The 13,384-nt window shown below is 41.3% G+C and carries 11 protein-coding genes; 4 read left to right on the top strand and 7 right to left on the bottom strand.

Annotation, left to right across the window (positions count from 1 at the left end; translation table 11 throughout):
- Nucleotides 1–6 precede the first annotated feature (6 nt).
- Together AM500_RS11130 and AM500_RS11125 are read left to right on the top strand one after the other, a co-directional pair.
- On the top strand, nucleotides 7–255 hold the full coding sequence (locus tag AM500_RS11130; RefSeq protein WP_043933760.1) for a sigma-G-dependent sporulation-specific acid-soluble spore protein CsgA: 249 nt from the start codon (nucleotides 7–9) through the stop codon (nucleotides 253–255).
- 195 nt (nucleotides 256–450) lie between these two features.
- Nucleotides 451–1,722: an erythromycin esterase family protein gene (locus AM500_RS11125; protein ID WP_053599266.1), complete on the top strand. Its 1,272-nt coding sequence runs from the start codon at nucleotides 451–453 to the stop codon at nucleotides 1,720–1,722.
- 40 nt (nucleotides 1,723–1,762) lie between these two features.
- On the opposite strand, the gene AM500_RS11120 is transcribed toward AM500_RS11125, so the two are convergent.
- The 3 genes from AM500_RS11120 to AM500_RS11110 form a co-directional block, all read right to left on the bottom strand.
- The gene (locus AM500_RS11120) at nucleotides 1,763–2,371 is read right to left on the bottom strand and encodes a hypothetical protein (protein WP_053599265.1); all 609 of its coding nucleotides are present in this window, start codon (nucleotides 2,369–2,371) and stop codon (nucleotides 1,763–1,765) included.
- A 27-nt stretch (nucleotides 2,372–2,398) separates the two neighbouring features.
- On the bottom strand, nucleotides 2,399–3,427 hold the full coding sequence (ltaE, locus tag AM500_RS11115; protein ID WP_053599264.1) for a low-specificity L-threonine aldolase: 1,029 nt from the start codon (nucleotides 3,425–3,427) through the stop codon (nucleotides 2,399–2,401).
- Nucleotides 3,428–3,638: 211 nt separating this feature from the next.
- Complete coding sequence (locus tag AM500_RS11110; RefSeq protein ID WP_231688136.1) at nucleotides 3,639–4,292, bottom strand: potassium channel family protein; 654 nt, start codon at nucleotides 4,290–4,292, stop codon at nucleotides 3,639–3,641.
- A gap of 305 nt (nucleotides 4,293–4,597) precedes the next feature.
- On the opposite strand from AM500_RS11110, the gene AM500_RS11105 reads away from it, so the two are divergent.
- Nucleotides 4,598–6,085: an MFS transporter gene (locus AM500_RS11105; RefSeq protein ID WP_053599263.1), complete on the top strand. Its 1,488-nt coding sequence runs from the start codon at nucleotides 4,598–4,600 to the stop codon at nucleotides 6,083–6,085.
- A 56-nt stretch (nucleotides 6,086–6,141) separates the two neighbouring features.
- On the opposite strand, the gene AM500_RS25450 is transcribed toward AM500_RS11105, so the two are convergent.
- Together AM500_RS25450 and AM500_RS11100 are read right to left on the bottom strand one after the other, a co-directional pair.
- Nucleotides 6,142–6,288, bottom strand: coding sequence for a lmo0937 family membrane protein (locus AM500_RS25450; protein WP_139070012.1), 147 nt, complete (start codon nucleotides 6,286–6,288; stop codon nucleotides 6,142–6,144).
- A gap of 379 nt (nucleotides 6,289–6,667) precedes the next feature.
- Nucleotides 6,668–7,438 carry a LysM peptidoglycan-binding and 3D domain-containing protein gene (locus AM500_RS11100; RefSeq protein WP_053599262.1) on the bottom strand — a complete coding sequence of 257 codons (771 nt, stop codon included), beginning with the start codon at nucleotides 7,436–7,438 and terminating at the stop codon, nucleotides 6,668–6,670.
- Nucleotides 7,439–7,675: 237 nt separating this feature from the next.
- On the opposite strand from AM500_RS11100, the gene AM500_RS11095 reads away from it, so the two are divergent.
- Nucleotides 7,676–8,674, top strand: a complete 999-nt coding sequence (locus tag AM500_RS11095; RefSeq protein ID WP_053599261.1) for a DoxX family membrane protein — start codon at nucleotides 7,676–7,678, stop codon at nucleotides 8,672–8,674.
- Between the two features lie 162 nt (nucleotides 8,675–8,836).
- Here AM500_RS11095 and fdhF read toward each other — a convergent pair whose 3' ends face one another.
- Both fdhF and AM500_RS11080 read right to left on the bottom strand, forming a co-directional pair.
- Nucleotides 8,837–10,894: a formate dehydrogenase subunit alpha gene (fdhF, locus tag AM500_RS26080; protein WP_442853994.1), complete on the bottom strand. Its 2,058-nt coding sequence runs from the start codon at nucleotides 10,892–10,894 to the stop codon at nucleotides 8,837–8,839.
- A 352-nt stretch (nucleotides 10,895–11,246) separates the two neighbouring features.
- Nucleotides 11,247–13,316, bottom strand: coding sequence for a PAS domain S-box protein (locus tag AM500_RS11080; RefSeq protein WP_442854010.1), 2,070 nt, complete (start codon nucleotides 13,314–13,316; stop codon nucleotides 11,247–11,249).
- Nucleotides 13,317–13,384 lie beyond the last annotated feature (68 nt).

The raw sequence follows: 13,384 nt of genomic DNA, 5'->3' as shown, positions 1-13,384 counted from the left end.
AAAAACATGGATCAATCACTGCAATACTTAAGGGAAATTGTTTCGAACTATACTGAAGGACATGGTCAAGGAAAGCGTATTTACGACTTGCTCGAAAAAAATTATTCATCGGAGGAAGAATTCGTAAGTTCTTTATCAGAAAAGGACATTCAATTCCTGAATACGATCCTGCCAGAGGAAATTAATTATGCCCGTGACGAACAGGATGATACCAGAGCTGAACACTTGAATAATGTTTTCGAACAGCTCATTTAGAAATTTAATTTACTCTCTTAATACTGATGGAAAAATAATCGAGAAAACAGGAAATATTACTACATCTATTTCCCAGGCAAGCGCAAGTACTGACAAATTGCGATGATAAAAATAAGGAACTTTCGGCAGACAAAGACAAACTATGCTGATTTTCAACAAGTATTAACACAGATTTATACCAAAAGAGGTGTATATATGAAAATACCCTTAAAGGAATCAATCGAGAAGTGGGCCCACCCTTTTGAAAATATAGAAGGCCTGAATTCTCTTATTGATAAAATGGGAGAGGCCCGGATTGTGCTCCTTGGCGAAGCTTCACACGGAACGTCAGAATTTTATACACTTCGGGCGGAAATCACAAAGAGGCTGATACAGGAGAAAGGATTTTCATTTATTGCTGTTGAAGGAGACTGGCCATCTTGCCACACCGTAAATTCCTATATAAAATCTCAAACCGACAATAGAAGCCCTGAAGAAGTTTTAAAAGCATTTCACAGATGGCCGACCTGGATGTGGGCCAACAAAGAAATCGTATCGTTGCTCGAATGGTTGAAACAGCATAATATGAATCTGGAGGAAGGAAAGAAAGCAGGATTTTACGGGCTAGATGTATACAGTTTGTGGGAATCAATGGATGAAGTAGTCTCGTACCTTAAAAAAATTAACTCTCCAGAGCTGCCGGCTGCCATAAAGGCATTCTCCTGCTTCGAACCTTTTAACCGGAACAATGAAACGTACGCAATCTCCGCTGGTTATCTGTCGGAAGGATGCTCAAATGAAGTTGTTGACTTATTGTCGAGAATCCGTAAGTCAGTTGAAACAGACCCAAATGATTCGGAAGCAGCTCTAAGCCTTGAAGTTAACGCGCTTGTCGCTGCCAATGCCGAACAATATTATCGATTAATGGTTTTAAGCGATTCTGAATCCTGGAATACACGAGATATGCATATGGTCGAAGCTTTGAATGCGATTTTGAAATTTCATGGTCCCGACGCCCGCGCGATAATATGGGAGCATAATACTCATGTTGGGGATGCAAGGGCCACCGATATGAGGGAAGCCGGTATGATCAATGTGGGCCAGATCGTCAGGGAACAAAATCGACAGAAGGATGTATTCATCACCGGATTTGGCACCCACCGCGGGACCGTCATCGCAGGGGAAGCCTGGGGCTCATCTTATGAAGAAATGGACGTGCCACCCGCACAGGCTTTCAGTTGGGAAGATGCCTTGCACCAGGCTGGCGACTATAATAAATGGCTTTTATTTACCGAGGAGAACCGTAACCTGTTTTCCGAGCGTATGGGCCATCGCGCAATTGGAGTTGTCTACAATCCCGAGTACGAGCATTATGGTAATTATGTTCCTTCGGTTATTTCCGAAAGATATGATGCTTTTATATATGTTGATCAATCCTTTGCCCTAAAACCGTTGGACATATTTAAAGGTCCTGAGACCCTTTCTTAACAGAAAAAAGCGCACTTCATTTTGAAGGCGCTTCTTTTGATTATTGTTTTTCCATAATCGGATTATGGAAGTTGTCTGAAACCTTTAATCCCTGTCCTTCAATAATTTCGTCAATCCGCGGCTTGGCATCATAAAATTTATTGGAATTTCTCAGTACAACCTTTTCCCCGCTCTCAGTTGTAAAGGTATAATTATCAAGGCTCACCTGGCCCTGATTGCTTTTAACATAAACCTTCTTTACCGCCGTAAATTTAGTCCATTCATATTCCTTTGTACCAACTCCGGCAGCCTCATTTAAATAAACACCTTTTTCATTCGCGTAGTAATAATGATCAATCCCAGCGGCAAGCAAAGGAATACATAAAACAAGCCCTCCAGCTAAAATCCAAGGCAATCGTTTATGTTCCCACTTCCAATTCAAAATCAAATAAGCGGACATTACAATTGCAGCTAGAAACATCCCTGCCATAAAGATCAAATAAGCTGATGCGGGAGTTTCAAAAAACCAATATTCCCTTTCATAGAAGAACATGCTTTGTATTGAAGCAACAATTACAAATGGAGCAAATAAGCTGCTAATAAACAGGATAATAGTATAAGCAACCATTTTAACATTTTTATCTTCGGCAGCACCGGTATTCGCAAACACTCGACATCCCCCTATAATCTATTGTTTTTATTTTGCTCGAACAACTGCTTGGATTGCGGTCAATGCTGACTGGATATCGTCCTTGCTCACATCATAATTCGTAACAATCCTGATTAGTCCTGTGCCTACCGACCCAGTAAGGATCCCTTGTTCTTTAAGTTTCTCTACAAACGCCTTTTCGCCCAAACCTGTTTGGCTGACATCGGTCACAACAATATTGGTTTTAACATTATTGGCAATGCGCAGCCCGGCAATATTCATTATCCCCTCAGCAAGAACTTTGGCATTTTCATGGTCCTCCGCCAGTCGATCGACCATTTGTGTTAGGGCAATCAACCCAGGCGCCGCAATGACTCCCGCCTGGCGCATACCTCCCCCAAGGCGTTTACGCCACTTCCTGGCCTTTCTAATAAACTCGCTGCTTCCAGCCAGCAAAGACCCTACCGGCGCGCCGAGGCCTTTGGACAAGCACACTTGTAATGTATCGGAATGGCGGGCAAGATCCGAAATAGGAACGCCAAGTGCCACTGCCGCATTAAAGAGCCTTGCTCCATCAATATGTACCGGTACCAGGTTTGTTTTTCCAACAGTATGTATGGCTTCCATATGTTCTAAAGAAAGGACTGATCCTCCTGCTCTGTTGTGCGTATTCTCGAGGCAAATCAAGCCTGTCTCTGGAAAGTGAATATCGTCCTCCCTGATGGCTGCATCGACAAGAGCCGGATCCATTGCGCCAAAGCTCCCCTTAATCGTTCTAGTTTGCACTCCAGCAAGTGCGGATGCAGTAGCCGCCTCATAATAAAAAATATGTGAATCCTCCTCAAGGAGGATTTCTTGCCCTGGTTTGCAATGGACTAAAATTGCCAGCTGATTTCCTTGCGTCCCGCTTGTCACAAACAGGGCTTCTTCCTTGCCAAGCATTTCCGCCGCTGTTTCCTCAAGTTTTTTAACAGTCGGGTCTTCACCGTACACATCATCCCCTACCTCTGCCCTATAGGAAGCAAGCCTCATTTCTTCTGTCGGTTTTGTTACAGTATCGCTTCTTAAATCAATCACCCTGCAAATCCCCTTTTTTAAAAATATATATTTCTTTCCTATATTTTACCTTACAGGAAGTGGAAATGGGAAGACAAAAGGTGTTAAACACACGCTTGGCGGTGTATGGCTTGAGAGCCTCTCAACTTGGGCTAATTAAGCAAGGCTTTCTATATTAATATGGCTTTTTAAACAAAAAGAGAAACGGATCAACTTGCATCCGTTCCTCTTTTTAAGTTAGATTTCCAAATCGTTCAAGATCCTTTTTTTCACCGATTACGACAAGGACATCACCTTCCAGGATGGCTTCATCAGGAGAAGGTGATATATTTATTTTCTTTCCATGTCTGATTGCAATGACACTTAGATTAAATCTTGCGCGGAGGTCCAGGTCCCTCAATGTTTTATGGGTCATTGAACCAGGGATTTTCATTTCCTCGACACTATAATCCTTGGATAATTCGATAAAGTTCAACACATTAGGGGAAAGCAGCATATGGGCTACCCGTTCCCCCATATCACGTTCAGGGAATATCACCCAGTCCGCCCCAACCTTTTCCAGCACCTGCCCGTGTGGCTTATTGATCGCCTTAGCAATAACCTTTTTTACTCCTTCTTCTTTTAAAAGAAGAACACTAAGGATACTCGCCTGAATATCATTTCCGATTGCTACAACAACAGTATCGAAGTTCCGGATCCCAATTGATTTAAGTGCGTCCGGGTCAGTGGAATCAGCAATAACCGCATGAGTGAGTAAAACCTGGGCGTCCTCAACCCGTTCTGCATTTGTATCAACACCCATCACTTCTTGTCCTGCTTCAACTAAACTTTCCGCAAGCCCCATGCCAAACCTGCCTAAGCCAATTACAGCGTACTGATTAATCACTTTTATCACTCCTTTGGTGGCCAAACAATTAATAATCTTTTCTCTTTCGGTTTTCATAGGCTTGATTGATACCTAATCGTATACCACCTTCAATTTCTTTATAATCATAAATCCAGCTTTTAAAAAAACCAAGAGAAACTATTCCTTTGTGTTTTGTTAAGGCATCCTAATCTGCTTGCAACTGGATATTTCTATTTACTTAATGGTTTTTTGGACACCGATTTAATATACTTATATTATTGTTAGCTTATAAAAAGTAAATACAGTCTTTCCCAAGTGCTGTATGTTAAAAAAAGGGGATTTTTATGAATCAGGGAGTAAGGCAATTAGTTTTGCAAACAGCTAGCCTCATCGGCGGATTTATGGTGTGGGTGATTATTGCCTCATTAATGCCCTTTATTGAGGTTGATTTAAACATAACTACAACTCAAACAGCTTGGGTTATCGCCCTCCCTGTTTTTCTTGGGTCTCTATTCAGGTTGCCAGCCGGATATTTAACAGGGAGATTTGGGGCAAGAATATTGTTTAGTGTCAGTTTCTTCATATTGATTGTTCCTATATTGCTCGTCCAATATTCCAATTCAGTGCTTCCCCTGCTCGCCGCTGGCTTGTTTCTAGGTTTCGGAGGAGCGGTTTTCTCAGTGGGAACAACATCCTTGCCAAAGTATTTTCCGGATACAAAGCATGGAATGGTCAATGGAATTTATGCAGTCGGCACCATCGGTACTGCTTTGACTGCCTTTATCGCACCAGTTCTTGCTTCGAAAATTGGCTGGAGAGATACGGTAGAAATTTATCTTTATTTAGTACTATTTTTAGCATTGCTAAACTTCCTCTTGGGTGACAAATATGAAAAGACTGAAGAGGAACCTTTAAGAGACCAATTTTTTAAAGTATACAAGAATAAAAGGCTCTGGCTGCTTAGCTTTTTTTACTTCATCACCTTTGGCGTATTTCTAACCTTCACTATGTACTTGCCAATCTTCATGGTTAGGAACTTTAGCTTGCTTGAGATAGATGCAGGTTTTAGGACTGCTTTGTTTATATTCACCAGTATTGTATCCCGTGTTGTCGGAGGCTGGCTCGCTGATAAGTTCAATCCCTGGCATATCCTAATGATTAGTTTCTTAGGTCTAATGCTTTCAGGCGTCCTTTTATCCTTAACTCCATCCCTGCCGATTTTTTCTTTTGGCTGTTTAGTCGTAGCGATTTGTTCAGGATTGGGAAGTGGAGCAATATTCAAGCTGGTGCCGCATCATTTTTATAAACAGCCAGGTATTGTAAATGGCGTTGTTACAGCAATTGGCGGTCTTGGAGCTACATTTCCTCCAATTGTTGTTGGTGCGATGTATCAGTATACACACCAATATACGTTCGGTTTTATGGTATTGTCACAGTTTGCACTTGCTGCACTAATATTTGTTTTGTGGACAATCAGTCATGAAAAGCAGCGCGTTTCTGAAGAGATTATTTCCCTTACGAATGAAGGGATTACATTAACAGATCCGCATGGAATCATCCTAAAAATCAATCCCGCTTTCACAAGGATTACCGGATACACTATTGAGGAGGTACATGGAAAAACCCCAAGCGTCCTTCAGTCTGGTGAACATGATATTGAATTTTACAAAAGAATGTGGGAAGACCTCAAAATTAAAGGTCATTGGGAAGGGCTTATTTGGAACAAGCGAAAATATGGTGACATTTATCAGGAATATTTGATCATTAGGGCAATTAAGGATGAAAACGGAAAAACAAAAAATTATGTAGGTATGTTTAGGGAGACAGATTAAACAAAAAGGGCTGCATCCAAATTAAAATGGATGCAGCCCTTTTATTTTACTAACAGTCACCGGTTTGCCCTGTTTTTAAACATATTGAATAAAAACACAACAACAGCTGCTACAAGTAGTAAATGAATTAAACCGCCAGCGATGTCGAATAGTAATCCGACGATCCAGAAGAGTACTAGCAGCCCTACAATGGTCCAGAGCATATTAATCTTCCTTTCATCTGTTATAATAGTAGTTTACCCACTACTCATGTATTAAAAACAAATTCAGGTGAGATGTTTATGCTTCAAGAACAAAAGCGGAAGCGCCTTCGTGACAGGAAAGAACCGCCTGTCCCTGCGATGATTATTCTCAGGAGCTTCCCTTAGTGGTCATGCCGTACAAAATGGAGGGACTTCGACTGAGATAAAGGAATCACGAAGAGCGATAGCGCATTCGTGCATGACTTATCGTAGGGAGGAGGCCTGAAGTTTGCGCACGCGTAGGCGCTGGAGCTAGACGTAGATACACTCAGTAAAAAAAGTTATCCACATTCGCGAAATTTATAATTTCCAAAAAAAACCGCCCTGAGGCGGCATTTGATTATTCTACTATTGTGACCTTCACCGTTTTGACTCCCCATTTAAGAGCAGCATCCCTGGAAGGTATAAATACATCAATTTTATTTCCTTTAATAGCGCCGCCTGTGTCGCCGGCAACTGCATAGCCATAACCCTCAACGTAGACCTTGCTGCCTAGTGGAATCACGGATGGATCTACAGCAATCACTTTTGCACCTGGATTATTTTTTAAGTTGATTCCGGTAGCAGTTGTTCCGGAACAGCCTTCACAGTAGGCTGTATAAGCGGTCGCTGTGGCAACAAGCTGTTTTCCTGCTACTTCACTCGCTGCTGCTTCCTTTTTGACTTGTTTAACTTGCTTAACAGCTGGTTTGGATACAGCTTTAACATTATTCACTTTCTTTTCCTGCTTCGCTGCTATCGCATTTGTCCCTGTCGTTGGACCTGTAATTGATAGTTTCATTCCGGGTACAATTAAGTCCCCTTTCAGATCATTCCAATCTACTAATTTCTGCAGGGATATAGAATGCTCCTCTGCAATATTCCAAAGAGTGTCACCTTTTTTCACAACGTACATTGTTTCTGGATGAATGTTTAACCTTTCACCTGCATAAATCATATCTGATGTAAGCCCGTTCCAAGCTATGATATCATCAACTGTTGCATTATGTACTTGTGCAAGTCCCGATAAGGTATCGCCTTTTTGTACTGTAATTTCTTCAGCCTGTACATTGACGCCAATCGTTCCAGAGAGTGCAGCCGCCGCTAGTAAACTTCCAAGCTTCTTTTTCATAATCAATCATTCCTCCCAAAGTTCTTTTGGCTAACAAAACTAATAGTAGCACGAAAAAATAAAATCCAAAGAACAGGGACATGATAATTGAGTAACAAGAATGACCGGAACTTTACATTCCGGTGACTAATTAACAGAATATTCTTATTTAATTCAACTGATTTTGTGCGAAAAAAGGATGTGTATTCCTCCCGGTGGGTATAAGATACGAAGAACGAAAAGGAGGTATATAGAGAGATGAAAAAAAGAATTTCAGCTGCATGTATAGGACTTGTTATAGTACTGACTCCCATTTTGGTTTTCGGCCATGTTAAATGGTTTACTGATGTTGAACCTAAAAAGGTGCCTATTGAGGAAATATTATCACCTTTATTTATTTCCATTTCTTTAATCATCGCTCTTGGTTTAGCAGCACTTCCCCAGTTGCTTCCCTGGATTATGAAATGGGAACCGCTCGCAAGGATTGACAGATATCTTGAAGGTTTCAGGAAGTATTCACGGAAAATACTGAAATATGGTACAGCCGTAGCGCTAATAATCCAAGTATCTTTTGGAACAATTTTTGCTCCAGAAGTTATCATTCCATCAACGGCAATTGCCATTATTTCCTGGATCGCAATCGCCTTGCTTCTCACTCCACACCATTACGCAACTAAAGCAGGTGCTCTATTTTTACTTGGTTTATTTATATACTTGACCCCTCATTACGGCTTTTTCCATATGCTTGATTATGGGTTTTATCTTGCTATCATCTTCGTTTTATTAATAGGAAATACTAAATGGGAAGAGTGGGGATTTCCATTCTTGTATCTTGGTACAGGTCTTTCCCTCTGCTGGGTAGCCGTTGAAAAATGGGTGTTCCCGGGAATGTCTCTTGATATTATTTCTGGGCACAAAGTCCCTACTTTTGGTTTTCCACCAGAATTGTTTATCATCCTAAGCGCATTTATTGAATTTGTTGTAGGGTATCTCCTTGTTGTGGGAGTATTGAACAGGCTGCTGGCTTTTGTTTTGACTATCATTTTTGTTTTAACAACCACCTTGTTCGGTTGGCTTGAATTGGTGGGACATTTTATGATTCATGTTATTTTGATTATCTTCATTATTGAAGGTGTATCTTTTTACAAGCCGCCAATTGCAATTCATAAAACTGTTATGGACCGGGTTGTATTTGTATTTCTGAACTTTATATTCGTCCTTTCGACATTTCTGCTTATTTACTATAGGTTTGCATAATTTACGGGAAGAATATTAGGAAGCAAGATGTATTCATAAAAAGCAGATTAATGACAAGTCAGGATTACCGAGGCTGCGAGATGTCATTCATAAGACGATGAATGACAGTAATCGAGTATATTGAAAAAGGAGCAGGCCCAATAGCCTGCTCCTTCCTCATTTCTAAGCCGGGCGGATGGCAACTGCACATGCCTTGAATTCCGCTGTTCCGGATATTGGGTCATATTCATTTAATGTCAGCACATTGGTCGGTGTTTCATGCCAGTGGAAACTCATGAACACAAGACCAGGAACTACCTGTTCGGTTACTTTGCACTTAACTGTCAACTCACCCCGCCGTGAACTAACATGGACCAGGTCACCATTTTCAATGCCGAGTTTCTCGGCATCTGACGGGTGGATATCAACCGTTTCCTCGGTCTGTTTGATTTTAACTCCCGGAGCATAGTGGCGGGTTTGGGTATGAGTGTTATAGGATTCGTACCTCCTGCCGGTTGTCAGTGTAAATGGATACTCCTCATCCGGCAATTCAAGCGGTTCAGTATAATCAACAGGAACAAACGGCGACTTACGTACATTCTCTGCTTCCGTGTGGAAACGTTCATGCATCACGAACGTTCCAGGATGGCTTTCGTCCGGGCATGGATAATGCAAAGAGTAATTCTCGTCAAGCCTCTGATAAGATATCCCGCCATACATTTCCCATGCCAGTTTTCTTACCTCATTCCAGATTTCTTCACTGCTTTCATAACTCATTGGGTAGCCCATCAGTGTGGACAATTCACAAAGGATTTGCCAATCTTCCTTCGTATTCGGATGTGCTTCAACAGCTGTACGGACACGCTGAATCCTTCTGTCTGTATTCGTAAATGTTCCATCCACCTCTCCCCAGGAACGAGCGGGAAGGACTACATCTGCCATCTGTGCTGTTTCGGTTAGGAAAATATCCTGAACAATCAACAACTCCAAGTTTTCCAGCAGTTTTCGAGTATGATTCATATGAACATCCGCCAGCAGCGGATTTTCTCCGATAACATAAAGTGCCTTCAAGCTTCCATTCTCAATCCGATCGAAGGTTCGTGTTTGTGTATCTCCTGCTATTGGATTGATCGCCATGCCCCATTCACGCTCATAGCGCGCCCGGTATTCTTCATTGGCAAGGCTAATTGCTCCTGTAAGCTGGTTAGGAAGGCAGCCCATATCTCCGGCACCCTGAACATTATTCTGGCCGCGCAAAGGCATAATCCCCGTGCCTTCTTTTCCGATATTGCCTGTTAAAAGAGCAAGGTTGGCAATGTCAAATACATTATTTACTCCGCAATGATGCTCAGTAATCCCAAGAGTATATGCAATCATTGAGCCATTAGAACCCGCATATTCACGAGCTGTTTCCCTGATATCTTCAGCCGGTACACCGGTGATTTCAGAAGCAAATTCAGGCGTATACAATTTCACACGTTCCTTCAATGCCTCAAACTCATCGGTATGCCTTAAAATAAAACCAGTGTCATAAAGACCTTCATTAATAATCACATTCATGAGGGCGTTAATTAATGCAATATCAGAACCGACATTAAGCTGAAGATGACGGTGAGATTGTTTGACCATATCTATTTTTCTTGGGTCGATTATAATCATCTTTAAACCTGATTTAACCGCTTTCTTGATGCGATTTGCAATAATCGGATGCGCTTCTGACGTATTTGAGCCCATCAGGAGAAGCACTTCCGCCTTATCAAAATCCTCAAGCGTATTTGTTGGAAATCCGCTTCCGAACACAGTTGCCAGACCGGCAACACTAGGAGCGTGTCACGTTCGGTTGCAGCCGTCGATATTATTGCTGCCAATTGCCGTTCTCATAAATTTTTGAGTAACATAATTTGATTCGTTTGTTGTCCTAGCACAGGCAAACATGGAAATTGCTTCGGGGCCAAATACAGATTTTATTGACCCAAGCTTTTCAGCAATGAATTTCAAAGCTTCATTCCAGGAAACCTCAACAAGCTCTCCAGCCTTGCGAATCATCGGAGCCTTTAGCCTGTTTGGTGCATGAACATACTCATATGCGAAGGAGCCTTTTACACATGTCTGGCCTTTATTGACAGGTGCGTCTTTATCACCGCGAATTTTCACAATTTTATTATTTACCACTTCAAGAACAAGGCCGCATCCTGTTCCGCAATAGCCACAGACTGTTTTGACAAAATTCGATTCTCCCATTTTCCGCCCTCCAATTTACTAATATTTCCCCTGTATAAATATAATAATCCAAAGGAGTTGTGAATGACTCATATTTTCCAGGAGTTTGTGACGTTTTAATGAAAACTTTCCTTCCTCAAAAGTATGGCAAAGAATCTTTAAATATGCAGTGATTCGTGTCACTTTGCATAGTGGCAAACTGGGTAATACCTAATAAAAAGTCTGTTGATTTCAGCTGCAAATGATTGTTGAAAGTTTTCGAACGAGTCATGCGCCTTCCTCTGTATTCAACTCTAACTAAACATCAACCTGGCTTAATTACAATCTATAAAAAAACAGGAAATGGTTTTTTCCCACTCCCTGTTGTTTAGTCTTATGCAGTCTTTGCCGGAAGGACAATATTGAAGGTTGTTCCTTTATTTGGCTCACTTTCGACAAATACCTTTCCATTATGGCTCTCAATAATTTTAAAGCTGACCATAAGGCCAAGGCCATTTCCGTTCTTCTTCGTTGTATAAAAAGGTTCACCTAGCTTCTTTAACTTTTCTACCGGTATCCCTACCCCTGTATCCTGGATGGAAATCTGTACATTTCCTTGTGCAATTATAGTTTTAACGTGAAGGTCTCCCCCATTTGGCATAGCTTCAATACCGTTTTTAATGAAGTTAAGAAAAACCTGCTTTAGCCTGTTTTCATCACATTCAATCTGGATAATTTCATTGTTGCAGTCAAAATGCAATTTAACATTTTTCTTGCGGGCTTCAAACTCCAGCAAGGAAACTACATTGCGTAATACCGGAACGACATTCTTTTCTTCAAGTTCGACCGCTTTTGGTTTTGCAAGAACCATAAAGTCCTCAACAATACCATTTACCCGGTCAATTTCATCAAGGATAATATTTAGGAACTCCAAACGCTCTGGATCTTTCTCATCAAGCTGGAGGAATTCGGCATATCCTTTCATTGAAGTAAGCGGGTTTCGGATTTCATGGGCCACACCTGCAGCAAGCTGACCTACAGCAGCAAGCTTATCCTGACGGTGCAGCATTTCTTCCGTCTTCTTCCTCTCCGTAATATCATTGCGGATTGCAAGATACTGGTACGTTTTCCCCTTATCGTTCAGGAACGGGACAATGGTTGTATCCACCCAATAAGAGGTTCCATCTTTGGCAGAGTTTTTAATTTCACCTTTCCAAACATTCCCCTGGCCAATCGTCCGCCACAAATCCTTAAAGAATTCCTTTGAATGATAGCCCGAGTTCAGGATGCTATGATCCTGGCCAATTAATTCTTCCCTGCTATAGCCTGATATTTCACAAAAATTATCATTAACGCTTTGAATGATGCCCTGAGCATTTGTAATCGCTACAATAGACGATTGATCAAGCGCGAATTTAAAGTCACTGATTTCCTTCATGGATTCCTTTAAGTTTTGCTGGGCTATTTTCCTATTGGTAATATCAGATCTAATCGCTACATATTGATATGGCTTCCCTTTGTAATTCAGGAATGGCACAATGGTCGTATCCACCCAATATAAAGATCCATCCTTTGCCCGGTTACAGATTTCCCCTTTCCAGACATCGCCCTGGCCAATGGTTCTCCATAATTTCTTAAAGAATTCTTTATCATGGATTCCGGAGTTGAGAATCCGGTGGTCCTGGCCGATCAATTCCTCGCGGGTATATTTCGATATTTCACAGAATTTGTCATTTACACTGGTAATATTACCTTTTGCGTCAGTTATCGCAACAATCGAGGACTGATCGAGAGCAAACGTGATATCGCTGATTTCCTTATGCCTCTCAAGCAGTTCAGCTTCGGCTCTCTTCCTATTAGTAATATCAGCACGGATTGAAACATACTGATACGGCATACCTTTCGAATCAAGGAATGGAACAATGGTTGTGTCGACCCAATAAAGCGATCCATCTTTCGCCCGATTGCAAATCTCACCTTTCCATATTCTCCCTGATTGAACAGTTTCCCATAAATTTTTAAAAAATTCACGGGAATGATAGCCTGAATTCATTAGACGATGATTCTTTCCAATAATTTCTTCCCTCAAATATTTAGTTACTTCAAGGAACCTATCATTTACCTCAATCAAATTACCTTCCCTGTCTGTAATCCCAACAATGGCAGCAGCATCCAAAGCTGCAAGAATATCCTTTAGGTGATTATCTGTAGATGCAAGTTTTTTACTTATTAAAGTACTTGAAATGATTAGGCCGCCGAATATTAGAAACGCAATAAACAATACGAGATATATAATGAAGGAATCCTCTGGTATTAGACCGTTTCCGGCTGATGCCTCTATTCCAAAATTAGAGGCTCGTTTCAACAGAAAATGGCCTTGAGCAACAGCTATCGTAATGATAGCAGCGCTGACAGGCTTCAACCAGGCTGTATTTCTATTAAAACTTTTGGAGTAAAAAAGCATCCAAAGTGCGAATAAAAAGGAACAGTAAATTAGTAAACCGGAAACGATAAAAATTGGCGCATGGAATT

Source organism: Bacillus sp. FJAT-18017 (assembly GCF_001278805.1).
In the GTDB taxonomy this organism is placed as follows: domain Bacteria; phylum Bacillota; class Bacilli; order Bacillales; family Cytobacillaceae; genus Bacillus_D.
Note: the sequence above shows the minus strand (reverse complement) of the source record. Positions and strands in the feature narration are given on the sequence as shown.